Source organism: Bradyrhizobium sp. MV1.5 (genome assembly GCF_055807615.1).
In genome coordinates this window covers 109461-132800 of the sequence record NZ_JBVVPL010000004.1, presented here as the reverse complement: position 1 = coordinate 132800, position 23340 = coordinate 109461, and the positions used below count along the sequence as shown (strand labels likewise).

At 63.9% G+C, this 23340-nt stretch carries 22 protein-coding genes and 1 pseudogene; 5 read left to right on the top strand and 18 right to left on the bottom strand.

All coding sequences use genetic code 11. The annotated features are described in order from the left end of the window. Positions 1-25: 25 nt before the first annotated feature. Positions 26-1012: a helix-turn-helix domain-containing protein gene (locus tag AC0L2J_RS05625; RefSeq protein ID WP_063992520.1), complete on the bottom strand. Its 987-nt coding sequence runs from the start codon at positions 1010-1012 to the stop codon at positions 26-28. A gap of 501 nt (positions 1013-1513) precedes the next feature. On the opposite strand from AC0L2J_RS05625, the gene AC0L2J_RS05620 reads away from it, so the two are divergent. Then, positions 1514-2521 (top strand): formylglycine-generating enzyme family protein, encoded by a 1008-nt coding sequence (locus AC0L2J_RS05620; protein WP_473387738.1) that lies wholly within the window; start codon positions 1514-1516, stop codon positions 2519-2521. Positions 2522-2683: 162 nt separating this feature from the next. On the opposite strand, the gene AC0L2J_RS05615 is transcribed toward AC0L2J_RS05620, so the two are convergent. The 6 genes from AC0L2J_RS05615 to AC0L2J_RS05590 form a co-directional block, all read right to left on the bottom strand. Then, positions 2684-3442, bottom strand: a complete 759-nt coding sequence (locus AC0L2J_RS05615; protein ID WP_007609915.1) for a sulfite exporter TauE/SafE family protein — start codon at positions 3440-3442, stop codon at positions 2684-2686. Positions 3443-3571: 129 nt separating this feature from the next. Beyond that, positions 3572-4546, bottom strand: coding sequence for an efflux RND transporter periplasmic adaptor subunit (locus AC0L2J_RS05610; RefSeq protein ID WP_473387734.1), 975 nt, complete (start codon positions 4544-4546; stop codon positions 3572-3574). After that, entirely contained in the window at positions 4543-4752 is a 210-nt protein-coding gene (locus AC0L2J_RS05605; protein ID WP_007609911.1) for a DUF1656 domain-containing protein, read from the bottom strand. Before AC0L2J_RS05605 ends, AC0L2J_RS05610 begins: the two co-directional genes overlap by 4 nt. Further along, positions 4749-6794, bottom strand: coding sequence for an FUSC family protein (locus tag AC0L2J_RS05600; RefSeq protein WP_473387732.1), 2046 nt, complete (start codon positions 6792-6794; stop codon positions 4749-4751). Before AC0L2J_RS05600 ends, AC0L2J_RS05605 begins: the two co-directional genes overlap by 4 nt. 101 nt (positions 6795-6895) lie before the next feature. Continuing rightward, entirely contained in the window at positions 6896-7369 is a 474-nt protein-coding gene (locus AC0L2J_RS05595) for a hypothetical protein (protein WP_473387730.1), read from the bottom strand. After that, on the bottom strand, positions 7333-7710 hold the full coding sequence (locus AC0L2J_RS05590) for a hypothetical protein (RefSeq protein WP_473387729.1): 378 nt from the start codon (positions 7708-7710) through the stop codon (positions 7333-7335). The genes AC0L2J_RS05595 and AC0L2J_RS05590 overlap by 37 nt, the downstream gene beginning before the upstream one ends. A gap of 102 nt (positions 7711-7812) precedes the next feature. Between AC0L2J_RS05590 and AC0L2J_RS05585 the strand changes: the two genes are divergently transcribed. Beyond that, the gene (locus tag AC0L2J_RS05585; protein WP_473387726.1) at positions 7813-8745 is read left to right on the top strand and encodes a LysR family transcriptional regulator; all 933 of its coding nucleotides are present in this window, start codon (positions 7813-7815) and stop codon (positions 8743-8745) included. Positions 8746-8772: 27 nt separating this feature from the next. Here AC0L2J_RS05585 and AC0L2J_RS05580 read toward each other — a convergent pair whose 3' ends face one another. From AC0L2J_RS05580 to AC0L2J_RS05555, 6 genes are all read right to left on the bottom strand, one after another. Further along, positions 8773-9777, bottom strand: a complete 1005-nt coding sequence (locus AC0L2J_RS05580; RefSeq protein ID WP_473387724.1) for a 4-hydroxythreonine-4-phosphate dehydrogenase PdxA — start codon at positions 9775-9777, stop codon at positions 8773-8775. Next, positions 9774-11336 carry a tripartite tricarboxylate transporter permease gene (locus AC0L2J_RS05575; RefSeq protein WP_473387722.1) on the bottom strand — a complete coding sequence of 521 codons (1563 nt, stop codon included), beginning with the start codon at positions 11334-11336 and terminating at the stop codon, positions 9774-9776. Before AC0L2J_RS05575 ends, AC0L2J_RS05580 begins: the two co-directional genes overlap by 4 nt. A gap of 11 nt (positions 11337-11347) precedes the next feature. After that, positions 11348-11830, bottom strand: coding sequence for a tripartite tricarboxylate transporter TctB family protein (locus tag AC0L2J_RS05570; RefSeq protein WP_473387719.1), 483 nt, complete (start codon positions 11828-11830; stop codon positions 11348-11350). A gap of 227 nt (positions 11831-12057) precedes the next feature. Beyond that, entirely contained in the window at positions 12058-13050 is a 993-nt protein-coding gene (locus tag AC0L2J_RS05565; RefSeq protein WP_473387716.1) for a Bug family tripartite tricarboxylate transporter substrate binding protein, read from the bottom strand. A 52-nt stretch (positions 13051-13102) separates the two neighbouring features. Then, positions 13103-14362 (bottom strand): CaiB/BaiF CoA transferase family protein, encoded by a 1260-nt coding sequence (locus AC0L2J_RS05560; RefSeq protein ID WP_473387714.1) that lies wholly within the window; start codon positions 14360-14362, stop codon positions 13103-13105. A 9-nt stretch (positions 14363-14371) separates the two neighbouring features. Continuing rightward, entirely contained in the window at positions 14372-15166 is a 795-nt protein-coding gene (locus AC0L2J_RS05555; RefSeq protein ID WP_473387713.1) for an enoyl-CoA hydratase/isomerase family protein, read from the bottom strand. A gap of 117 nt (positions 15167-15283) precedes the next feature. Between AC0L2J_RS05555 and AC0L2J_RS05550 the strand changes: the two genes are divergently transcribed. From AC0L2J_RS05550 to AC0L2J_RS05540, 3 genes and pseudogenes are all read left to right on the top strand, one after another. Beyond that, complete coding sequence (locus AC0L2J_RS05550) at positions 15284-15949, top strand: GntR family transcriptional regulator (protein WP_473387711.1); 666 nt, start codon at positions 15284-15286, stop codon at positions 15947-15949. Between the two features lie 42 nt (positions 15950-15991). Next, positions 15992-16090: pseudogene (locus AC0L2J_RS05545) on the top strand (MBL fold metallo-hydrolase); the annotation flags it as partial. Between the two features lie 193 nt (positions 16091-16283). Beyond that, positions 16284-18104: a peroxidase family protein gene (locus AC0L2J_RS05540; RefSeq protein WP_473387709.1), complete on the top strand. Its 1821-nt coding sequence runs from the start codon at positions 16284-16286 to the stop codon at positions 18102-18104. A gap of 60 nt (positions 18105-18164) precedes the next feature. On the opposite strand, the gene AC0L2J_RS05535 is transcribed toward AC0L2J_RS05540, so the two are convergent. The 5 genes from AC0L2J_RS05535 to AC0L2J_RS05515 form a co-directional block, all read right to left on the bottom strand. Beyond that, a complete protein-coding gene (locus AC0L2J_RS05535) occupies positions 18165-18884 on the bottom strand; it encodes a haloacid dehalogenase type II (RefSeq protein ID WP_473387707.1) in 720 nt (239 codons plus the stop codon). Between the two features lie 125 nt (positions 18885-19009). Then, positions 19010-20011, bottom strand: coding sequence for a class II fructose-bisphosphatase (gene glpX / locus AC0L2J_RS05530; RefSeq protein WP_007609885.1), 1002 nt, complete (start codon positions 20009-20011; stop codon positions 19010-19012). Positions 20012-20107: 96 nt separating this feature from the next. Continuing rightward, positions 20108-21424, bottom strand: a complete 1317-nt coding sequence (locus AC0L2J_RS05525) for a homoserine dehydrogenase (RefSeq protein ID WP_473387706.1) — start codon at positions 21422-21424, stop codon at positions 20108-20110. A gap of 29 nt (positions 21425-21453) precedes the next feature. Further along, positions 21454-22674, bottom strand: coding sequence for an LL-diaminopimelate aminotransferase (locus AC0L2J_RS05520; protein WP_007591524.1), 1221 nt, complete (start codon positions 22672-22674; stop codon positions 21454-21456). A gap of 214 nt (positions 22675-22888) precedes the next feature. Beyond that, the gene (locus tag AC0L2J_RS05515; RefSeq protein ID WP_473387895.1) at positions 22889-23164 is read right to left on the bottom strand and encodes a hypothetical protein; all 276 of its coding nucleotides are present in this window, start codon (positions 23162-23164) and stop codon (positions 22889-22891) included. Positions 23165-23340: the final 176 nt, after the last annotated feature.

The following is a 23340-nucleotide window of genomic DNA, read 5'->3' as shown; positions in this document are numbered from 1 at the left end:
TCGTTCGCTGTCCGGGCCCAGAGCGCTAGGCTCTGGCGATGTCGTCTTCGACTGGCTGCAGCGTCGTAATTCCAAGCGTTTGCGACGGACGCTCCCCGAACATTGCAAGGTAATATTGCGAAAACCGGCCGAGTTCGTAAAACCCCTGCTGCATGGCGACGGCTGTCACGGTGGTCGAACCGGGTGCGCTCTGGTGCAGGATGGAGTGAACAGCGCAGAGACGCTTGTGCCTGAGGAAGCTGGCCGGACCGAGGCCGAATACCTCCTGAAAGGCGCGGTGGAGGGTGCGCCGCGAGACGCCGAGCACCGCGCAAATTTCCGACACATGCACCGGACGCGTGCCGGCGTCGTCGAGAAACTCCTCGACCTTGCGGACCAGCCGTCGCGCGGAAGGCAGCCAGCCGTTGCCATCGGGTGGCAGCGACGACGCGACGTTGGCAGCCATGCATTCTGCGATCGATCGCTTCCAGAACTCGGCAGTTGATGGCGTCAACCCATGTTTGTTGTCGCGCAGGTGCGACATGATCCGGACCAGGCGGCGCGAGGCGATCGCGCCGGTCTCGATGTGCGCGCGGAAATGACCGCGGCTGCGCCATGTGTCGGGGTCGCTCAGCCGTGCTTCTCCGCCGAACAGCGTCGCGACCTCGTTGAGGTCGAACCGCATGGCGGCGTAGGCGGAGCCGCCATGAAAAACACCGTCATGTTCGAGCCGCGGCGGAATGACGAGCACATCGTTGAGCTGCATGTCGAACGACCAGTGGGCGACGCGCTCTTCGGCCGCAAGCAGCATCCCGATGATCAGCCTGTCGTCGCTGGAAACCCGCTGCGTGCGCATGCCGACGTTGAAAGCACCAATGCTGAGCGAGAAGTCGCCGATGCCGACATGGGATAACGTTCCGCGCAACCGACCGCGGCCGAGTTGCATCACATCGACATGCGAGCCGTGGACGGCCTGCTGAAGACCTTCGAAACCATCCAGCTTGCGCGAATCAACCAGAAGGAATTGCCCCATGGCTGTACCGTGTTACTGAAGCGCGACAATTCTGCGGCAGGCGATAGCGAAGCACCACCACAACGCGAGGTGGGTGCGACAAGCTGGGTTCGCGTTTTGAGGCAAATCATCGTCGAATTTGTTGCAAGATTTGCCGCTGAAGTGCCTCTGCGTTGGGGATTTGCGTCATGGGGAATTAGGTCTCACCAACTACCCACGCAGACTGGCACAATCTGCACATCACAGCCGTCCAATCTTCGGATACCGTTTACAACCTTAGCGATATTCAGCGGACGCGCTCTGCGGATGGCAGAGCGGACGCGGCATGGATTTGCCGCGTGCTCGAAAACGTGCGTGCAAAGGAAAGAGATGTTGACGCAATGCAGCGTCCCCCTCTCCCCCGAGCGCCAAAAAAGAGGGGACCAGACAATGCGTCTAATGGGCAGGGCAAAGAGCTATCGTCGAAATCTGCCAGAGTTAGCGCAGTAGATCAGGTGGAATGCGCGTAGCGGAGCTTCCACCATGTTGCGAGCGGATCTGGATCACTGCGAGTGGTTGCCGGATGATTTGAAGACCGGCGAGATGGTCTACATTCCCGGCGGAACCTTTCGCATGGGATCCGACCATCATTATCCCGAGGAAGCGCCGAGCCATCGCGTCGCTGTCGACGGCTTCTGGATGGACCGCACGCCGGTGACGAACCGGCAGTTCAAGCAGTTCGTCGACGCAACCGGCCATGTCACCGAGGCGCAGGTCGTTCCCGATCCGAAGGACTATCCAGGCGCGCTGGCGGAGATGCTCTACGCGGGATCGTTGGTGTTCTCACCGCTGCCGCACATCACCGATCTCACCGATTGGAGCCAGTGGTGGACTTTCCTGCGCGGCGCCAACTGGCGTCATCCCTATGGTCCCGGCAGCAACATCAAGGACCTCGACGACCATCCCGTCGTCCATGTCTCCTTTAGCGATGCGGCAGCCTATGCGCGCTGGGCCGGCAAGGACTTGCCGACGGAGGCGGAATGGGAATCTGCGGCGCGCGGCGGCCTCGAGGCGGAGGAATACGCCTGGGGCGATGCGCTGATGCCGGGCGGCAAGCACATGGCCAATATCTGGCAGGGCAACTTCCCCGTCCAGAACCTCGGCGAGGATGGGTACGAGCGTACCTCGCCGGTCATGGCCTTCCCGCCGAACGGCTACGGCCTCTACGACATGATCGGCAATGTCTGGGAGTGGACCGTTGACTGGTGGTCGTCAAAGCACGCCGCCGACGCCGCAAAGCCCTGCTGCATCCCCAAAAATCCCCGCGGCGGCGGTGAGCACGCAAGTTACGACCCGCGCCTCCCCGACATCCGGATTCCGCGCAAGGTCCTCAAGGGCGGCTCGCACCTCTGCGCGCCGAACTATTGCCGCCGCTACCGCCCGGCTGCGCGGCACGCCGAGCCGGTCGACACCTCGACCAGCCATGTCGGCTTCCGCTGCGTGGTGCGAATGCCGTCTGTAACCGAACGCCAACAAGGACGTGCAATCTAGCGAGCGCCGCTGGTGGAGGCCGGCGTCAGCGTGCGCTCCGCGCGTCGGACTACTTCGATGCACAACTTCATCTATCGGCGATCACCTTGCGGAGGTAGCAATGCACTCGGGCGGGCTCCGACAGCACGGGCAGCACGCGCCCGCGCAACCATCCTCCGGTCTTCACACGAGATAGCCGGACACGCCGTCCCACAGCAGTTTCAATGCGGTGATAACCAGCAATCCGTAACAGGCCCGATAGATCTGCCGCTGGTCCAGCTTGCCGTGCAGCCGCCAGCCCAGCCAGACGCCACTGGGAATGGCGAGCAGGCATATCGCCATCACGATCCAGACGTTGCCAGCCGGTCGCACCAGCAGAAGCCAGGGCACTGCCTTGGTCGCATTGCCGACGGTAAAGAACAGGCTCGTCGTTCCCGCATAGATCTCCTTGCTGAGGCCAAGCGGCAGCAGATACATCGCCAGCGGCGGTCCACCGGAATGCGCGACCATCGTGGTGACGCCGGAGGCGAGACCCGCCGCAACCGCCTTTGGCGTCGAGCGTGGCTGAATGGTGACCTTGGGGTCGCTCAAGAGCCACACGCCGACAAAGATCAAGGTGACGACGGCCATCACGATCGCAACCGCGCGATGGTCGAGTACGCGGAACAGGACATAGCCGAGACCGATGCCAATCACGAGCCCCGGCAACAGCAGCACGAGATCCGGCTTCGACCAGGTTGAAGCCTTCCAGTAGCGCAGCGCGAACAGATCCATGGCGATGAACAGGGGCGCGAGCAGGCCGCCTGCGGTCACCGGGTCCATCACGAACGACAACAGCGGAATGCCGACGATGGAAAAGCCGCCGCCGAAGGCGCCCTTCATGAAACAGATCAGGAAGACGCCGGCAAAGGCGATCAGGATTGTGGTGACCGTGAGATCCATGTGTCCGTCTCCAACCGTCGTGCCCGCTTTTCCCTTCCGCGAGCATATTGCTCCGACACATATCTCAGTGCAATAGAAACATTGTTCTCGGTACAATATCGGCGCCTGAAGCTATTCCAAACGCGGGCATCAGTCGCACAGAGAGGATGAGCCGAACGCAACCTTCACTGCACGGCAAGCGAGCCGCTGCGGAACGGCCGTGCGCTCCTCGTTACCGACAGGATCGGCAGCGAGCGTCGAGCCCAGCACCTCGACGGTTGCGGTCGCTCCGGCCACAAGCTCGCGCCGCTCAACACGATCGAGCGAGATTCGGACCGGAACGCGCTGGGCCAGCCGAACCCAGTTGAAGGTCGGATTGACGCTGGCGAGCAGGTTTGCGCCGGAGCTGCGATCGCGATCCTCGATGCCCGCCGCAACGCCTTCCACGCGGCCGCGCAACGCACGCTCGCTGCCGAGCAACCGCACGCTGACGGCATCGCCGAGATGAATGCGTGGAAGCTTGGTCTCCTCGAAATAGCCCTCGACGCGGAGCGTGTCTGAATCGAGCAGCGCCATCACGCCCTTGCCCGCCGTCAGATAGGTGCCCGGCCGCAACTCCATGTTGGTGACGACTCCATTGACGGAGGCCCGCACCTCGCTGCGCTCGAGATTTAGCTTTGCCAGGCTGAGGTTCGCGACGGCCTCGTCATAGCCCGCCTGGGCCGAGCCCTGGGTCGCGACGACCTGATCGATCCTCTGCTTGGAGACCGTCACATCGGGCGTCAGCGCACTGTAGCGCTTCAAATCGGCGTTGGCTTCGCCCAGCGCAGCGCGCTTGCCGAGCAGCACCGCCTCGGCCTGATTCAGCGCGATGTCGTAGCGCGCCCGGTCGATCCGGAACAGCACCGCCCCGCGCTGGACTTGCTGGTTGTCTCTGACGAGCACCTCGGTGACGAAGCCCGAGACGTCGGGAGCGACCGGGACGACGTCGGCCCTGACGTGGCCATCCCGCGTCCAAGGCTCCCGCATGTAATAGTCCCACAGCTTGTAGCCGGCCCAGAGCGCGACAAGGGCCATGACAGCGGTTAACGAGAAGCGACGTAGCGAATTGAGAGCGGCTTTCATGACACGAAATCCTTGGAAACGAGGATCAGACCGGCGACCAGAGAGACATAGAGCGAAAACTCGAACAGCGCGCCGTGCCAGACGTGGCGATAGAGGCCGGCCCGCGCCATCACCTTGCTCACGATGCGCGCGAGCACATAGGCGACGACACACCACAGCAGCAGGCTTGGAACAATCACGCCAAAGAGATCGAGCTGGTATTTCATGCGGCAATACTCCTCTGCTCCGGCTCATGTGGTTGATACGGAACCGCTCCGGAGAATAGCCCGACGCGAATCCCCGCGAGGCTGTGTAGTGCTTCATCGCGCCCCTGGCCCGCCGGCTCCTGCAAAGTTGCTGCGATCGTGTTGTCGAGCCGTATGAGCAGCTCGTCCGAAAGGCGGCCCTCCGTATGAACGCGGCAAACGGAAGCCAGCCGCGCAAGGAATGCGTCGATTGCCGGGCGCGCCTGCCCGACGTTTATTTTCCGCAGATGGATGACGTTGAGGGCGGTTCGCATTTGACGGAGATTGGCGACATCACTCCTCGCTTGAGCAGGCACCACGGCGATGCGCGTAGCAAGAAGCGCCAGCCGGTGCTGCATAAGGCTGGCAACGGCGACGCCATCCTGCGGTCCCCTGCCCTCGGCGACGGCCGCCAGCGTCGTCCAGTTGCTGCGCAGCAGCCGGGAGGCGATCCACTCGGCGCCGAACAAGCGAACGATGCCGGACACGATACCGGTCAACGCCACGCCGACCATCAGCGCCACGCTGGAATTGGCGAATGAGGAAAAGTCCGCGCTGTAGGACGAATCCAGTGCCAGTTGAACCGAGGTGTAAATCGTCAGCAGCGCGCCGATACGAGCAGTCGCGGGCCGCGCGGCAATCCAGCCGAACAACACGAATGTCGGCAGCAGCATCACGATGACCATTTCGAGCGTCGTAGCCCGGGGCAACAGGCCGAAGCTGTAGATCCCGTTGACGGCGATGACGGCGAGGAACAACGGATAGAGCTTGCGAAACGCAGGGAGGGGATTGTCCACGCCGGCGAACAGGGAGCCGAGGACCGCAGCGAATATCGGGGCGGACGCGCCGTCGGTCCAGCCAGAGGCAATCCAGAATGCACAGCAGACGAGGATCGAAGATGTCGTTGCGGCAGCGGTCCACAGGGCCAGCCCGTGGTCGCGATGAAGCTCGGCGACGCCGACCGCATCAGGCATGAAGGCAAGCCGAACCGCCTCCGGATCGCGGCCCTCAGCAACTGCCTCGCGCAGACGCCGGCAGTCCTGCACGATGTCGACGAGGTTGCGCATCCGGCTCACAAATCCGGCGATGACGATCTCGATCCAGGCGGCGTTCGCGCCGAGCTGCGGCCGGGCTTCGTCGAGCGCGGCCCGCAGGCCGTCGGCCTTCTCTTCGTCCTCGCCGCCATCGGCGAGCCAGCGCGCGACCCTCCTGCTGATGTCGTCAACGTTCCCTTTCGTCAAATCGCGAGCACCGAGCACAACCCGCTGATCCTCGATGGATGCCAGCAGTGGAATCAGCGCCAGCATGTGTTGGCGCAGGCGCTGGAGGCCACGCGCGATGCCTGCGGACCTGCTGGTCTCGTAGGCGAGATGCCAGGAGAGCTGGTCGATCTCGGAGGCCGCTGCAGCCAGCCGCATGCGGTGGTCATTGCGCTCTTCATTGCTGCCACGACCGGTCAGCACATCCACGCCGAGCCGGCGCGCTTCGCCGAGCCAGGCATCCACCTGCACCTTGATGACGGCGGAGGCACTCTGCGGCAGCACCAGTGTCGACGCGATGCTCGCACAGACGATGCCGAGCATAATTTCCTGTACGCGAGAAGACACGATGTCGAAGGTAGCCTCAGGCATCGACAGCACAGGCAGGCCAAGGAGCGCCACGGTGTAACCGGCCAGCATGAACATGTAGCTGCGCGGGGTGCCGTCGATCAGTGAAAGGTACAGACAAAGGCCGACCCATAGCGCGACGGCGAGGCTGAGAAGTTCGGGTGCATTCACGAGATTCGGGATCAGTGCGATCGTTGCGGTCGCGCCGATCAGCGTGCCAAGCATGCGGTAAGCCGCCTTCGACGACGTCGCCCCGGCCAGCTGGTTCGACGTGATGTAAACCGAGGCCATCGCCCAGTAAGGGCGCGGCATCCCCAACCAGAGCGCGATCGAAAATGCCAGCATGGCCGTCGAGAACGTTCTTATTGAAAAGACGAGCGCGGCATGCCGGGCCCAAAATGATGAACGTTGGCTCATGGAGATTCTCCGGTGCAGTCCGATACGCTCACAGTTGGGAGGGAAATTGCATCAGTACAATATACACATTGTACTCGGTGCAATTCGATCGGGCCTTTTGACTAAACAGCGATCCTGTCGAGATGGCTCGAAAGATCGTTCCGACGCTCGATCGCCTGGACGGAGTTCTCGAACGCCTTTTGCAGAACGCTTCTGCCGATGGTGCCGAGCACAAAGCCGAGGACCCAGCCCTTGATGTTCTTGCCTTCGCGCACGACGACAAGGTCGATGTCGGTCATTCCGTCGCGCCGGCGTCGGAAAGCATAAATGTGTCCTGACGCGCCTCCCCACACATTGGAGTCGGTCGTCGTCAGGACGACGCGGTGGGGATTGGACCAGTCATAGTGCAAGCGTTCCCAGATGCCGCGCGAGCCTTCCGTGACGTCTGCCTGCTTCAGGCCGAGATGATGCAGTTCGAGATATTCGTCGGCACTGTTGCCGAAAAGCGTGGAGCGGCCGGGCCCGAAATCGGTCAGCGCGGCAAGGTACTGCTTGGGGGTCAAGGTGGTGGTTCGATGAAGACGGATGGTGGACATCGCTGGCTCCGGAATTCAGTTCGAGGCCGCGCCAGGCTCGCGATGGACAGGCTGTCGCCAGTCCGGCCAATCTCCAACGCGCCGGCCTCGCTCGCAGCGGAGACAACGACGCGCTGGCCGGGCATGAGCACCGACACAAAGCGGATCGGCGCTCCGGCCTGTCCGCGCGCAACGGTCGTGACGACGTGGAATCCATCGGGTTCGACGGTGTAATAGGCGACGCCGGACAGATCGCCGATCTTGATGCTCTGCCCTGCGATCGGCTTCAGGTCGCTGGCGTGAGCGGCCCCCCATGAAGTCGTGGTGATGGCGGCTGCGAGAAACATGCTTCGGATCGACATGCGACCCTCCGTTGGCTTGGGCGGCGGGCGGGACGCCCGTCTGCTCCCTTGCCGCAAGACATGGTCAGGCTATGATCATCGATCAAACAGATGGGATCGATAATGGGCATCGATACTGTCAATCTTGGTCATATCGACCTGAATCTGCTCGTACATCTCGGGACACTTCTCACCGAGCGAAGCGTCACACGGGCGGCGGCCCGCGTCGGCATTGGCCAGTCCGCGATGAGCCACAACCTCGCACGCCTGCGGGAGTTGTTCTCCGACGAGCTGCTGACGCGGGGGCCCGAAGGGATGCGCCTCACCCCTCGCGCGGTCACCCTGCTCGAACCGGTGCAGTCGATGCTGGCGCAGGTCGAGGCGCTCGTGTCGCGCGAGCAGACATTCGACCCGGCGACGGCGGTGCGGACGTTCAGGTTCGGATTGCCGGACAGCATGGAAATTCTGTTCATGCCGGCGCTACTCGCGCGCATGCGCGACGTCGCCCCCGGCATTCACCTGCGTCTCTACAATTTCGACGCGTCTCGCTTGCTCGACGATCTCGATGCCGACGAAATGGATCTCGCGATCGGCTACGACGCGTTCCAGCAGGGACAGCTTCACCACAAGCGCCGCAAGCTGTTCACCGAGAGCTATGTCTGCATGTTCAACGCCGGGCTGACCGGCATCACGCCTCCGATCTCGCTCGATGACTACATGCGGCTTCCCCATGTGCTGACCAGCCTGAGGCCCGCGCGCAACGCCCGCGGCATTGTAGACGAAGCGCTGGAGAAGCTCGGATTGCGTCGTTCCGTCGCGCTGACCACGCCGCGCTTTCTCACGGCGCCCTCGCTGGTGGCGCACGCCCCCGTCATCGTCACGATCCAGGCGCGACTGGCCCGTCGCTTCGCCGCCGACTTCGGACTCAGCCTGAGCCCGCTGCCGATCGAGCTGCGCGAGGTCACGGTCTCCCTGCTATGGCACACGTCGTACGATCACGATCCGGCGCACAGCTGGCTGCGGGAACAGGTGGCGCAGCTGGCTACGGAGCTGTAAGCCGCCGCGCCGCGCGTATCGCGCAGATCAGGCCGCGCGCCGCCCGGCCATCTCTGCCGCGAGCAGCACGGCGGCGCGGCTGGCGCCGATTGATGCGATGCCCTGGCCGGCGATGTCGTAGGCGGTGCCGTGGGCGGGCGTGCAGATCGGGAATGGAAAGCCGCCGAGCAACGTGACGCCGCGATCAAAGCCCATCAGCTTCATCGCGATCTGGCCCTGGTCGTGATACATGGTCAGCACCGCATCGAAGGCGCCGCCCTTGGCACGCAAAAACACCGTGTCGGCCGGGAACGGCCCCTCGACGGCGATACCCTCGCGCTGGCCGGCCGCGACCACGGGCGCGATGACATCGATCTCCTCGCGGCCGAAATTGCCGCCGTCGCCGGCATGCGGATTGAGACCGGCGACCGCGATGCGCGGCCGGGCGAAGCCGGCATTGCGCATGCAGACGTCGGTCAGCTTGAGCGCGCGATGGATGCGTTCGCCGGACAATCGCGCGGCGACGTCCTTGAGCGGGATGTGCGACGTCACGCGGGCGTTCCAGAGCCGGTCCAGCACGTTGAACTCACTTGCGGGGGTTTTGAGTCCGACCACTTCGGCGGAGAACGCGATCTCGTCGTCATACTCGGCGCGGGCCAGCCGCATCGCCTGCTTGTTGAACGGCGTGAAACAGACGGCATCGACCCGGCCGTCGCGGCCGAGTTCGAGCGCGTGCTTGTAGTTGGCAAGCGCGAACTGGCCCCCGGCAAGGCTCGCAATGCCCTGCCTGATGTCGCCGGGATCGAGGTGGCCGAGATCGACGAACAGCGTCTCGCCCTTCGCCGCGCGCAAGTCCACCCCCTGCTCCACTGTTGTCAGCTCCGGCTTGACGCCGGCAACGCGCGCGCCCTCGTCGAAGATGCGGCGGTCGCCGATCACGACAATCCGGCTGACGGCGCGGACGTCGTCCTGCACCACGAGCTTTGCGGTCAATTCCGGGCTGATGCCGGCGGGATCTCCCATTGCCGTTGCAATGAGCGGCTTTGCGGTCATATGGTCACCTTTTCTCGCGCGGTCTCTCGAGCTCTCTCTTGGGCTGTCATCTCATCAGCGGACGGCGCAGGCTTGCGCAGCAGGCGCGCAAGCTGCAGCACGAGCGGAAGCAGCAACAGCGCGATGCCGGCCACGATCAGGCATGTCACCAGCTTGTTGGCGAAGAATATCCCGAGCGATCCCTTGGACATCAGCATCGACTGCCGGAACGCGTCCTCGGCCTTGTCGCCGATGACGATCGCGAGCACGAGTGGCGCCAGCGGATAGAACAGCTTCTTGAAGAGATAGCCGACGATCCCGAAGCCGAGCATCATGACGACATCGAGATAGGAGTTCGATACGGAATAGGCGCCGACGACGCAGATGATCACGATCAGCGGCGCGATGATGACGAAGGGAATCCGCATCATGGCCGCGAACACCGGCACGGTCAGCAGCACCAGCACGACGGCGACGATATTGCCGACATACATCGAGGCGATCAGGCCCCAGACGAAATCCTTCTGGTCGACGAACAGCATCGGCCCGGGATTGAGGCCCCAGATCATCAGCCCGCCCATCATGACGGCAGCGGTGGCCGAGCCGGGAATGCCGAGCGAGAGCATGGGCAGAAGCGCGCTGGTGCCGGCGGCATGATCGGCCGTCTCCGGCGAGATGATGCCTTCGACCTCCCCGGTGCCGAAATATCGGCCACGGCGCGAGAAGCGTCGGGCGATGCCGTAGCTCATGAAGGATGCCGCGGTGGGGCCGCCCGGCGTGATCCCCATCCAGCATCCGATGGCCGCGCTCCGCAGCAGCGCAACGCTATGCCGCGGCAGGCGGCCGACGGCACGAAACACCTCGCGCCAATCGATCTTCGACGAGACCGCACGAGCGTGGAACTCCTCTTCGACGGCGACGAGCAGCTCGCCGATGCCGAACAGGCCCATCACCGCGACCACGAAGTTGACCCCCTTGACGAGCTCATCGACGCCCATGGTGAGGCGCACGCTGCCGGAGACGGTGTCGATGCCGATGGCGGCGATGGCAAAGCCGATCGCCAGCGCGACGATGGTCTTGATCGGCGCCGCCCCGCCCATGCCGACGAAGCTGGCGAAGGCCAGGAAATAGACCGCGAAATATTCCGCCGGCCCAAAGGCGAGTGCGACCTGCGCGACCCACGATGCGAGGAAGGTGATGAGGATGACGCCGATCAGCGCGCCGAACGCCGCCGAGCCGAAAGCGGTGGCGAGCGCCGTGGTCGGACGTCCATCGCGCGCCATCGGGTAGCCGTCGAAGGTGGTGGCGACAGACGACGGCTCGCCCGGGATGTTGAACAGGATCGAGGTCACGGATCCCCCGAACAACGCGCCCCAATACATGCTGGAGAGCAGGATGATGGCAGAGACCGGCTGCATGCCGAAGGTCAGCGGCAGCAGCAGCGACACCCCGTTCGGAGCACCCAGCCCAGGCAGCACGCCGACGAGAATGCCGAGCAGCACGCCGATCACCATCAGCGCCAGATGCGGCAGCGTGATCGCGATGCTGAAGCCGTGAAGAAGTTCTCCAAGATTGTCCATCGGCCTCCCCGTCAGAAGCCGAAGGCCGCGGCGAGCGCGCCGTGCGGCAAGCTCACCTGGAACATGCGCTCGAACACGACGTAGAGCGCGAGCGCCGTCGCCGCCGCCATGGCCAGAGCACGTGGCACGGATTGTTGTCTGGGGACTGCCAGCACCGCGAAGATGTACAGGGCTGAGGCGACGTACATCCCGGCCAACGGGATCGCCGCCACGAAAATCGCGGCCGGCACGAACAGGCCGGCAAGCCGGCGCAGCTCGATCGATGTGATGGCAATTGGGACGCTGGCGAGCGTCGCGGCCGGCACGACACCTCGCACCAGGTTGTACACGCTCCCGAGCACGATGATGGTCCCGGTCAGGAACGGAAACGTCCCGGCGTCCACACCCGCGCTCGACCAGCCGATACCGTTATCGAGGCTGGAGACGACGACGGCCACACCGAAGCTGCCGGTGAGGATTGCGGTCGCAAGTTCGAGGGCGCGGCGTGATATCATTGAGGGCTCCGGTCAGGCTAAGTACAATGGCCGGCTATGGCGCACATGTTTCCCCAACGCCCGGTGTCGTCCCGGCGAAGGCCGGGACCCATAACCCCAGGAAGGCGTTTGACGACGACTTGACGTTAAATCCACATCGGTACGACGACCAACACTCCTCGATAGATCACGCGGTATGGGTCCCGGCCTTCGCCGGGACGACGGAGGGGTTGGAGGCTTGCCCCGCCTCACTTAACCAACCAGCCCTGCTCGCCCGCGACTTGCTTGACGTGCTCGAGGTCCTCCTTGATGAACTTGTCGAGCTCGGCGCCGGTCAGGAAGGTGTCGACCTGGGAGGTTTTCTCGATGTAGTCCTTCCAGTCCGGCGTCGCCTGCACCTTCTTCATCAGGTCAACATAGAACGCGGCCTGGTCGGGGGTGACCTTGCCGGGGAGCCACACCGTCCGCGGCTGCTCATATTGCTTGATGTCGAGGCCCTGCTCGACGCAGGTCGGAACGTCGCCCCAGCCTTCGGTCGCGGTGACCTTGGCGCCCTGCGGCAGCCGCTTCGGGCTGAACACGCAAAGTGGCCGCTGCGTTCCACCGCGCCATTGCCCAAGACTTTCGCTGGGATTGTTGACGTGGGAGTCGAGGTGTCCGCCGGCGAGCTGAACGGCGGTCTCGGCGCCGCTCTTGAAAGGAATGTAGGTCAGCTTGACGTGGCCGGCCTTCTCGATCATGCGGGTCAGCACCTCGTCGGTGTCCTTTGACTGCGCGCCGCCCATCTTGAAATCGCCCGACGCGGCCGCCTTCAGATAGTCGCCCGCCGTCTTGTAGGGCGCATCCTGCTTGACCCAGAGCAGGAATTCGTCCTGCGCCATTGCCGCGATCGCTGTGAGATCGGTGTAGTTGAAGGCGACCTTGGAGACGAGCGGCTGCTGCCAGGCATTCGACGTGCCGAAGATCACCTTGTAGGGATCGCCGGCGGACGCCTTGCCGTAGACATAGCCTTCCGCGCCGCTGCCGCCGCCTTTGTTGACGACGACGATCGGCTGCTCCACCAGCTTGTGCTTGGTGATGATGTTCTGCACGGCGCGCGCGAGATTGTCGGTGCCGCCGCCGGGCCCGGCGGTCGCCACGAACTCGATCGGCTTTTGCGGCTGCCAGGCACTGAGCGCCGGCATCGTGCCGGCGAGCACGATTGCGGTTGCGGAGAGCAGAAGTGTTGACGTCCGACCCATGATTTCCTCCAGCTGATTTTTGTCTCTTGTTCTTGTCGTTTTCGACGTCCGGTCAGGCGACGCGTTCCTCGCGTCTTCCCGATGCCAGGACGATTGCGCCTTCTTGCTCGAGCGCTTCGATCTGCTTCTGGTCGAACCCGTGCTCGACCAGCACCTCACTTGTATGCTCACCGTAGACCGGCGCGCCCGTGCGCACTTTGCCTGGGGTCTCCGAAAACTTGACCGGCAAGCCGATCGTCTTCACGGGCCCGAGCGTGGAATGCTCGACCTCGACGACCATCTCGCGCGCCAGCGTCTGCGGATCGCTGAGTGCCTCCAGCATGTCGTGCACGGGTCCGCACGGCACCCCTTTCTCATCCAGTGCCGCGAGCCAGTGCGCGCGCGTGCGGGTGCGGAAGCGCTCGCTCAGGACAGCTTCGAGCTCCTTCAGATTGGCCATGCGGTCGGCGCCGTTGATGAAACGCGGATCGGCGGCCAACTCGCTCGCACCAAGGGCCTCGAGCATCAACAGCCAGTGCTTCTTGTTGGCGCCGCCGACCACCAGCCAGCCGTCCGAGGCCTCGAAGGCCTGATAGGGCGCGTTGAGCGGATGCGCCGAACCCATCGCGCGCGGCGCGGTGCCCGCGGCGAGCGCGATGGTCGACTGCCAGTAGGTCTGCACCAGCGCGGCCTCATAGAGCGAGGTCTCGACCCACTGCCCTTCGCCGGTCTTGAGACGGTGCGTATAGGCCGCGAGGATGCCCATGCTCGCGAGCAGGCCGGCGGTGATGTCGGACAGCGGCGGACCGCATTTCACGGGCGGACCATCGGGACGTTCGCCGGTAAAGCTCATGATGCCGCTCATGGCCTGGGCGACCAGATCGAAGCCGCGGCGATGCTTGTAGGGTCCGGTGCGGCCGAAGCCCGACAGCGAGCAATAGATCAGCGTCGGATGCTGCCTGTGCAGGTCTTCGTAGCCGAAGCCGAGGCGCTCCATGGCGCCCGGCGCAAAATTCTCCACCAGCACGTCGGCGCCCGCGATCAGCCGCCGCAACACCTGCTTGCCACCATCCGTCTTCAGATCCAGCACAATGCCGCGCTTGTTGCGGTTCATCATCAGGAAGGAGGCCGCCTCGTCGCCGATCTTCGGCGGCACCGAATGGCGGGTGTCGTCACCGTTCGGCGATTTCTCGATCTTGATCACGTCGGCGCCCATGTCGGCCAGCATCAAGGTGCAGGTCGGCCCCGCCATGACATGGGTGAGATCGATGACCTTGAGGCCGGCGAGCGGCCCCGAACGGCCGGAGGTTGATTGCGAGCGATCGCTTTGCATCGGAGCGTCCTATTGGCCGCGCCATTGCGGCGCGCGCTTGGTGAGGAAAGCATCGAGCCCTTCGCGAAAATCCTGGCTCGTGTAGCACATCAGGATGAGGTCCTCGCCCTCGTCCGGCGTCAGCCGCCTTTGCAGGCGCGCCACGGCCTGCTTGGTCGCATTCAGCGTCAGCGGCGCGTGGCCGGCGAGCAATCGGGCAACCTCGTCCGCGCGCCTGTCGAGCGCGGCGAGATCCTCGACGACCTCGCCGAGCAGACCGACACTGGCGGCCTCCGTCGCGTCGATGAGACGCGCGGTGAAGATCAGATCCTTGACGCGGGCGGCGCCGATCAGCGCGGTCAGACGACTGACATTGGACATCGACAGGCAATTGCCGAGCGTGCGGGCAATGGGAAAGCCGATTTTCGCGCTTTGAGTGCCGATGCGGAGGTCGCAGGCCGCGGCGATGCCCGCGCCGCCGCCGGTGCAGAACCCGTTGATCGCCGCGATCGTCGGCACGCGGCACTGCTCGAGCGTGGTCAGCACCCGATCGATGCGGTTCTCGTAGTCGATCGCGTCCTGCGGCGACTTGAAATCGCGGAACTGATTGATGTCGGTGCCCGCGGCAAACGCTTTGTCGCCGGCCCCGCGCAGCACCAGCACCTTGATCGCGTGATCGTCGTTGATCTCCTCGCAGACCGCGGCAAGCCGCTCATACATCGCGAAGGTGAAGGCGTTGCGAGCCTGCGGGCGGTTGAAGGTGATCCGCCCGATACCGTCCTGACGCTCGAAAACGAGGTCTTCCACGACCACCTGCTGGTCCATTTCCTGAATGTCCTTCTGTTTTTTACAGTTTTGAATGCAAAATTATCGATTTACAAGCTGGAACTTGCATTTATTCGTATATAGCTCCATTTTTGCATTCAAATGGACTTCAGACCCATGCTCCATGAGGAAGTCGTCGGCCGCATCCGGGCCATCCTGCTCGACGGCGAAATCCCGCCGGGCGCGCGGATTCCCGAGCGCGAGCTGTGCGAGCGGCTGCAGATATCGCGCACGCCGCTCCGCGAGGCACTCAAGGTGCTCGCCGCCGAAGGGCTCGTGCAGCTTTTGCCGCATCGCGGCTCGCGCGCGGCAAAACTGACCGACAAGGACATGCGCGACCTGTTCGAGGTCTGCCAGGGCCTCGAGGCGCTCGCCGGCGAACTCGCCTGCGAGCGCATCACCGACGCCGAGATCGACGCGATCGCCGCCGCGCATGCGGAGATGGTGCGGCATCATCGCGAGGGCGACCTGATCCAGTACTATCGCGGCAACCGCGCCATTCACGAAGCCATCGTCGCTGCGGCCGGAAACCCGGTGCTCGCGGGGCTCTATACATCCGTGACCGCGCGCATCCGCCGCGCGCGTTACGTGACGCCGATGACGCCCGAGCGCTGGGCGGTCGCCGTGAAGGAGCACGATGCCATCCTGAACGCACTGCAGAGGCGCGACGGCGTCGGCCTTGCCCATATCCTGCGCGCGCATTTGCGCCACAAGCGCGAAGAGGTTTTACAGGCGGGTTTTGCCGAAACGGAAGGCAGCGACCTGGTGCCGCGGATTGCGTGAGACGGCATTCGCGACGTCAAAAGAATCCTGCGGTCACGCCGTATCGCGCGGCATCACTTCGCCTGGCCGGGCTATGGCCACGTTGCCAAGGCCGGCGAAGGATTCCACTATTATCCCGAACCGATGCAGATGACGTTGTAATCGCCGGATCAGGTCCGGGTGGCGTACGCGCCGCCCGGACCGTCCGAACGATCACCGCTGTCCGGCTGACCGGCAAGCAACTGCAATCCGCAACGTCGCCGGCGGCGTTGGCAAGCGGACATTTTGGTGTTATTGAATTACAGCTACTAATTGCAAATCGAATTTATTGACGTGAATTTGTTTGGGAGCGTCAATGTCCCGCGAGAACGATGGTTTTGTCTTCCATCGTGACCTGCTCCAACGGGTCCCGGATGTTGTCTATCGGGCCATCAACTTCTTTGTCACATGGGACAAACTGCCGACCCTGCTCGGAGCTGCCAATCTCTCGGCGTTCCGCGATCGGCTGCGGGAGCACAATCTGCACCATACCGGCTACGGCACGACATCGCCTCGCTGGAGCACGGGCAATGACCGCTGGCGTTCCGCCGACGGCTCGTTCAACAGCCTCGACCATCCGCGCATGGGGATGGCTGGCGCCCGGTTCGGACGCAATTTCGCGCTGCCCGAATGTGTGCCGGACAGCCTGGACGACCTGCTCGAACCCAGTCCGCGCGTGATCTCGGAGGAATTGCTCGCGCGCCGCGAATTCATTCCCGCGACCAGCCTCAATCTGCTGGCCGCCGCCTGGATCCAGTTCGAAACCCATAATTGGTTCAGCCATGGGTCCCCGAAGGCGGGAAACGAATTCAAGATTCCGCTGAAGCCAAACGACGAATGGCCAGCGGATCAGCGGATCGACGGCTGCATGAAGATCCGTCGGACCGTTTGCGACGAGACGGCACGTGAACCATGGCTCGGCGCGACTCCCACGTTCCGCAACCTCAACTCGCACTGGTGGGACGCCGGACAGATCTACGGCAGCGACCGCGCGAGGCAGATGCAGATCCGTTCCGGGGCAGATGGGAAGATCGCGGTCGGCGATGATGGGATGCTTCCAGCCGATCCAGTGCATCCGGGCGCCGATCTCACCGGCTTCAATGACAATTGGTGGGTGGGGCTCAGCCTGCTGCATAACCTTTTCGCACGCGAGCACAATGTCATCTGCGACGGCTTGAAGACGCGGTATCCGACCTGGAACGACGAGGCGCTATTCCAGCATGCGCGCCTGATCAACGCGGCCCTGATCGCCAAGATCCACACCGTCGAATGGACGCCAGGCATTCTCGGCCATCCCGCGCTGGACTTCAGCATGCACGCGAACTGGTCGGGGATCCCGTGCCGGGTGCTACGCGCGGTGCTCGGCAAGAACAGCGAAGCCGCCTTTGGTATCATCGGCTCTCCGACGGATCAGCACAGCGCGCCCTACGCGATGACGGAGGAATTCACCGCCGTGTACCGCCTGCACCCGCTGATCCCCGAAACGATGGATGTACGGCGGCTCGATAGCACAGAGATTACCCCTAGCGATTTGGTCAAAATGCAGGGGCGCGCCTCCCGCGAGTTCATGCAGACTCACGGCTTCGTCGACCTGCTGTACTCGTTCGGTACCGCTCATCCCGGCGCCATTCGCCTCCACAATTATCCCAACTTTCTGCGCCAGTTCACGAAAGACGACCAGCCGCTGCTGGACGTGGCCGCCATCGATATCATGCGCGATCGCGAGCGCGGCGTGCCGCGCTACAATCGGTTCCGCGAACTGGTCGGCAAGAAGCGGGTCAAGACATTCGAGGAAATCACCAGCATCCCCGATGCCGCCAGGAAGATGCGCGCGATCTACAAGGGCGACGTCGATCGCGTTGATCTGATGGTCGGATTATTGGCCGAGGACCTGCCGGACGGTTTTGGCTTCAGCGATACCGCCTTCCGCATTTTTATCCTGATGGCATCGCGGCGTCTGAAGAGCGACCGGTTCTTCACCGATGACTACCGGGCGGAAGTCTACACCAATTTCGGTCTGGACTGGATCCACAACAACGGAATGAAATCGGTGCTGCTGCGGCATGTACCGCAACTCGGACCGGCGCTCGAGGGCGTCAACAACGCCTTCGCCCCGTGGAACGTGCTGCGAGGCTGAGCCTTGGCCATCGTCTTCAGCATTCCGGGCCTCGTCCGCCTCGCATAGGTGTCAGCCGCCCTAGCAGCCGAGCGTGTCGGCGACCCCGCCAAAATCCTTGGCGACGATGTCCCAATTGCCGGTGGCCTCGAAATCGACCTTCTGGAGCGGACCGTATTCGGTCGGCCGTGCCACGAAGGCCGTTTTCAGCCCGTTCTTCTGCGCGGCGGCGAGATCGCCGTTGTGCGCGGCGACCATCATCACCTGCTCCGGCTTGAGGCCGAGCAGGCGCGCGGCGCCGAGATAGGTTTCGGGATCGGGCTTGTAGTGCTCGAACAGCTCGGCCGACATGATGAGGTCCCAGGGCAGTCCTGCGAACTTCGCCATGTTGGTGAGCAGTGCGACATTGCCGTTCGACAGCGGCGAGATCACGAATTTCGTCTTCAGCCGCGTCAGGCCCGCCACGCTGTCGGGCCACGGGTGCAGGCGGTGCCAACCCTTGGTGAGGTGATCGAGATCGGCTTCGGTGAGGCCTGGAATCGAAAATTGCGCGACCAGCTTTTCCAGCGAACGGCGATGCAGATCATCGAGCATGACATAGCCGCGCTCGGGATGTTTGCGCACGTCATCCATCGAAGCCATGTACATGCCGCGCCAGCCGTCGACCAAGGCAGTCCAGTCGGCGCTGATGCCGCGGCCCCTCGCCCACCACATGAAGTCGGTGATCAGGCTGGTGCGCCAGTCGACGACGGTGCCGAATACGTCGAAGACGAGGGCTTTGACGGCGGACAGGTCGGACACTGGCGCTTCCCTTAATTGTTCTTGTTGTCATTCCGGGGCGCGACGAAGTCGCGAACCCGGAATCCAGAAGTTGTGGCGCGAGATTCCGGGTTCTCGCTTCGCGAGCCCCGGAATGACGGAGAACATCAATCCAAATGGAACTTGGCCAGCTCGCGGTGCTCGGCCTTGATGTAGCGTACGGTGCCGGTGACGGAGCGCATCACCACCGTCTCGGTCTCGATCACGCCGTCCTTGCGGAATTTGACGCCTGATAGCAGCGAGCCCGTGGTGACGCCGGTGGCGGCGAACAGGCAGTCGCCGCGCGCCATGTCCTCGATGCCGTAGATCATCTTGGGATCGTTGACGCCCATCTTGGCGGCGCGCTCGCGCTTCTCGTCGGAGTCGAGGATGAGACGGCACTGCATCTGGCCGCCGATGCAGCGCAGCGCCACGGCCGCGAGCACGCCTTCGGGCGCGCCGCCGGTGCCGAGATACATGTCGACGCCGGTATTGTCAGGGTCGGCGCAGTGGATCACGCCGGCGACGTCGCCGTCGGTGATGAGGCGCACGGCGGCGCCGGTCGAGCGCACGCTCTCGATGATGCTGGCATGGCGTGGCCGGTCGAGCACGAGAACAGTGATGCCGTCCGGCTTGACGCCCTTGGCCTTGGCAAGGCGGCGGACGTTTTCGGCCGGCGTCGCATCGAGCTCGACGACGCCTTTGTCGTAACCCGGACCGATCGCGAGCTTCTGCATGTAGACGTCGGGCGCGTGCAGCAGAGTACCGCCGTCGGCCATCGCCATGGTGGCGATCGAGCCCGGCATGTTCTTGGCGCACAGCGTGGTGCCTTCGAGCGGGTCGACCGCGATGTCGACCTGCGGGCCAGCGTTCATGCCGACCTTCTCGCCGATGAAGAGCATCGGCGCTTCGTCGCGCTCGCCCTCGCCGATGACGATGGTGCCCTCGATCGGCAGCTTGTTGAGCTCGCGCCGCATCGCATCCACCGCGGCCTGGTCGGCCGCCTTCTCGTTGCCGTGCCCGCGCAGACGCGCCGAAGACACCGCCGCCCGCTCCGTCACACGCACGATCTCCAGCGTGAGAATGCGCTCGAGCAACGCTTGCGGCGGGACTGAAATATGGGTCGACATCGGCTCACTCCTTCGAAACAGTTTTGGACGGACATCTCCGCCGCATCAACTCGTAACACCCACAGTTCGTTCGAACCGTGTCATTGCTAAGCACGCTCAGTTCTTCTCGATCCGTATCACCTGCGGCCGCCCGCTGATCACCTTGTCGCGCTGCACGGCCGCGAGCGCGCGGCGCACGGCGTCCTCGTGCGTGGCATAGGTGATGAGGATGACGGGCACCGGGACCGCCTTGCCGTTTGTCGACGCAGCGCCGCCATTGGGATGGCGCTGCACGATCGACTCAATCGAAATCTTCTGCTCCGCGAGCCGCGTCGCGATTGCAGCCGCGGTGCCCGGGAAATCGCGGGCCAGAAGGCGGATGTAGTAGCCGCCCTCGTGGCGCTCCATCGGCGCCTTCTTGGTGTCGCGCAGCTGCGAAACCGGCCGGCCGAACGGATTGGCGCGAATGCCGCGCGCAACGTCGGCGATGTCGGCGACGACGGCGGATGCGGTCGCGGCGCCACCGGCACCGGGGCCGACCAGCGTGATCGGCGGGATTCCCTCGCCATCGATCGTGACCGCGTTGGTGACACCCATCACCTGCGCAATCGACGAGGATTTTGGAACCATGGTCGGATGCACGCGCTGCTCGATGCCCGTGGCGGTGCGAACCGCGACGCCCAGCAGCTTGAGCCGGTAACCGAGATCGTCAGCGGCACGGAGATCTTCCGGCGCGATGGAGGAGATACCTTCGACATACACCGCGCTTTGAGCAACTTTCGTGCCGAAAGCGAGGCTGGCGAGAATGGCGAGCTTTTGCGCGGTATCGTGGCCGTCGACGTCGAATGACGGATTGGCCTCGGCATAGCCGAGCCGTTGCGCGTCCTTCAGGCATTCGGCGAAGGACAGGCCCTCCTGCTCCATCCGGGTCAGGATGTAATTGCAGGTGCCGTTGAGGATGCCGTAGACCCGGTTGATGCCGGTTCCGGCAAGACCTTCGCGTAACGTCTTGATGACAGGGATCGCAGCGCCGACGGCTGCCTCGAAATTCAGCGCGCCGCCGTGCTTTTCGGCCGCCTTTGCCAGCTTGAGGCCGTGCTTTGCCAGCAACGCCTTGTTGGCGGTGACCACGGACTTGCGGGCAGCGAGCGCGGCTTCGACCGCCGACAGCGCGGGGTCGCCGGAGCCGCCCATCAGTTCGACGAAGCAGTCGATGCCGGGATGCGTGGCGAGGGCAAGCGGATCCTTGACCCATTCGATCCCACGCAGATCGACGCCGCGCTTCTTCGCCTTCGAGCGCGCGGTGACGGCGACGACGCGGATGCCGCGGCCGCTGCGGCCGGCAAGCACGCGCGCCTGCGTTTCAATCAGACGGACAACTTCGGCGCCCACGGTGCCGAGCCCCGCTATGCCCACTTTCAGGGGTGCAACCATGATGCCTTGGAAAACCTGCGGAAGAGAACTTAACGCCGAGTGGCGAGCGGAACGACGTTGTGCAACGTTTCGATGCCGCTTTCAAGGAAGCGGCGCACGCCGCGCGCGGCCTGCCTGATCCGTTGCTCGTTTTCCACCATGGCGATGCGGACATATCCTTCGCCATGCTCGCCGAAGCCGACGCCGGGTGAGACCGCGACACCGGATTTCTCCACCATCAGGGTCGCGAACTGCATGCTGCCGACGCTGCGGAAGGCTTCCGGCAGCGGCACCCAGGCGAACATCGACGCTTCCGGCGGCGGGATCTCCCAGCCGGCACGGCCAAACGATTCCACCAGCGTGTCGCGCCGCTTGCGGTAGGTGTCGCGCATCTCCTTGATGCAATCGTCCGGTCCGTTCAGCGCGGCGGTCGCCGCAACCTGGATCGGCGTGAACGCACCGTAGTCGAGATAGGATTTGACACGGCCGAGTGCCGCAATCACGCGCTCGTTGCCGACCGCAAAGCCCATGCGCCAGCCAGCCATCGAATAGGTCTTCGACATCGAGGTGAACTCGACGGCGACGTCCATCGCGCCCGGCACCTGGAGCACCGAGGGCGGCGGGTTGCTTTCGTCGAAATAAACCTCGGCATAAGCGAGATCGGACAGGATCAGGATCTCGTGCTTCTTCGCGAACGCGACCAGGTCCTTGTAGAAATCGAGGCTCGCGACATAGGCGGTCGGGTTCGAAGGATAGCAGACGACGAGCGCCAGCGGCTTCGGGATCGAATGCACGATCGCCCGCTCGACCGCCTCGAAGAATTGCGGCGTCGGCTCCGAGGGCACCGAGCGGATCACGCCGCCAGCCATCAAGAAGCCGAAGGCGTGAATCGGGTAGCTCGGATTGGGACAAAGGATGACGTCGCCGGGCGCGGTGATCGCCTGCGCCACGTTGGCAAACCCCTCCTTGGAGCCGAGCGTCGCCACCACCTGGGTGTCGGGATTGAGCTTCACGCCGAAACGGCGGGCGTAGTAGCCGGCCTGGGCCCGGCGCAGTCCGGGGATGCCGCGGGAGGCCGAGTAGCGGTCGGTGCGCGGCTTGCCCAGCGTCTCCTTCAGCTTCTCCAGCACATGCGCCGGCGCCGGCAGGTCCGGATTGCCCATGCCGAGGTCGATGATGTCGGCGCCGGCATTCCGCGCGGCTGCCTTGGCCCGGTTGACCTGTTCGAACACGTAAGGCGGAAGACGGCGGATGCGGTAAAATTCTTCCATGGCTCTCTCGGCTCCGGGCAACCGGTCAGGACAGAATCGACAGGCCATAAAGACCAAGCGGCAGGCGCCCGCATCCTTCGCGAAAATTACTCAAGATCAAATACTTAGAGCAATTATCGCCGACGTTGACTGAAGTCGTTCGCCCTGACTCTCGGCTGAACTAAGGTCTTTTAGCACGGCGAGGCGGAGGCGCCAGCGATTACCTTGCAGCGCGCTATTTCGCATCCTTGGTGGCAACCGCTTGGCGGTCGCGCGCGGCAGCAAGTTCGGCCTCGATCTTGGCCCGTTGGTCCGGCGGCATGACCGCCTGATCGCGATCCGGCGGCAGATCGTGCACCGGCAGATAGCTACCGGCCTCCCTGGGATGCGCTTGCGCATCGGAAGGCGTCATATCCGCAAGCTGGCTCGAGCAGCCGCCCAAGGCCAGCGCCGCCATCAGCAGCGCGCCACGGATCCGCCGCGACTTTTGCAGGTCCCTCAACGCCAACACTAGGGAAATCCCCACTTCGTACCAAAGCACGGCCCCGGGGCAATCTTACCCAAATCCGCGCCCAAGCTCAAACCATTGCTGCCCAAACGGTGCGAGCGAGAAAACAACCCCGGGACTACCAAGCCGAGCGGTGCGGCTCGATTGTGACGGAACCAAGAAAATTTGTCGCACTGCAA

Excerpts from the sequence above, each read along its gene's own strand:
- AC0L2J_RS05570 (WP_473387719.1), bottom strand. The coding sequence starts at position 11,830 with ATGATATCACGCCGCGCCCTCGAACTTGCGACCGCAATCCTCACCGGC.
- AC0L2J_RS05615 (WP_007609915.1), bottom strand. The coding sequence starts at position 3,442 with ATGGATCTCACGGTCACCACAATCCTGATCGCCTTTGCCGGCGTCTTC.
- AC0L2J_RS05585 (WP_473387726.1), top strand. The coding sequence starts at position 7,813 with ATGGGCATCGATACTGTCAATCTTGGTCATATCGACCTGAATCTGCTC.
- AC0L2J_RS05590 (WP_473387729.1), bottom strand. The coding sequence starts at position 7,710 with ATGTCGATCCGAAGCATGTTTCTCGCAGCCGCCATCACCACGACTTCA.
- AC0L2J_RS05625 (WP_063992520.1), bottom strand. The coding sequence starts at position 1,012 with ATGGGGCAATTCCTTCTGGTTGATTCGCGCAAGCTGGATGGTTTCGAA.
- AC0L2J_RS05580 (WP_473387724.1), bottom strand. The coding sequence starts at position 9,777 with ATGACCGCAAAGCCGCTCATTGCAACGGCAATGGGAGATCCCGCCGGC.
- AC0L2J_RS05600 (WP_473387732.1), bottom strand. The coding sequence starts at position 6,794 with ATGAGCCAACGTTCATCATTTTGGGCCCGGCATGCCGCGCTCGTCTTT.
- AC0L2J_RS05555 (WP_473387713.1), bottom strand. The coding sequence starts at position 15,166 with ATGGACCAGCAGGTGGTCGTGGAAGACCTCGTTTTCGAGCGTCAGGAC.
- AC0L2J_RS05605 (WP_007609911.1), bottom strand. The coding sequence starts at position 4,752 with ATGAAATACCAGCTCGATCTCTTTGGCGTGATTGTTCCAAGCCTGCTG.
- AC0L2J_RS05595 (WP_473387730.1), bottom strand. The coding sequence starts at position 7,369 with ATGTCCACCATCCGTCTTCATCGAACCACCACCTTGACCCCCAAGCAG.
- AC0L2J_RS05575 (WP_473387722.1), bottom strand. The coding sequence starts at position 11,336 with ATGGACAATCTTGGAGAACTTCTTCACGGCTTCAGCATCGCGATCACG.
- AC0L2J_RS05610 (WP_473387734.1), bottom strand. The coding sequence starts at position 4,546 with ATGAAAGCCGCTCTCAATTCGCTACGTCGCTTCTCGTTAACCGCTGTC.
- AC0L2J_RS05565 (WP_473387716.1), bottom strand. The coding sequence starts at position 13,050 with ATGGGTCGGACGTCAACACTTCTGCTCTCCGCAACCGCAATCGTGCTC.
- AC0L2J_RS05520 (WP_007591524.1), bottom strand. The coding sequence starts at position 22,674 with ATGGAAGAATTTTACCGCATCCGCCGTCTTCCGCCTTACGTGTTCGAA.
- AC0L2J_RS05550 (WP_473387711.1), top strand. The coding sequence starts at position 15,284 with ATGCTCCATGAGGAAGTCGTCGGCCGCATCCGGGCCATCCTGCTCGAC.
- AC0L2J_RS05540 (WP_473387709.1), top strand. The coding sequence starts at position 16,284 with ATGTCCCGCGAGAACGATGGTTTTGTCTTCCATCGTGACCTGCTCCAA.
- AC0L2J_RS05560 (WP_473387714.1), bottom strand. The coding sequence starts at position 14,362 with ATGCAAAGCGATCGCTCGCAATCAACCTCCGGCCGTTCGGGGCCGCTC.
- AC0L2J_RS05525 (WP_473387706.1), bottom strand. The coding sequence starts at position 21,424 with ATGGTTGCACCCCTGAAAGTGGGCATAGCGGGGCTCGGCACCGTGGGC.
- glpX (WP_007609885.1), bottom strand. The coding sequence starts at position 20,011 with ATGTCGACCCATATTTCAGTCCCGCCGCAAGCGTTGCTCGAGCGCATT.
- AC0L2J_RS05620 (WP_473387738.1), top strand. The coding sequence starts at position 1,514 with ATGTTGCGAGCGGATCTGGATCACTGCGAGTGGTTGCCGGATGATTTG.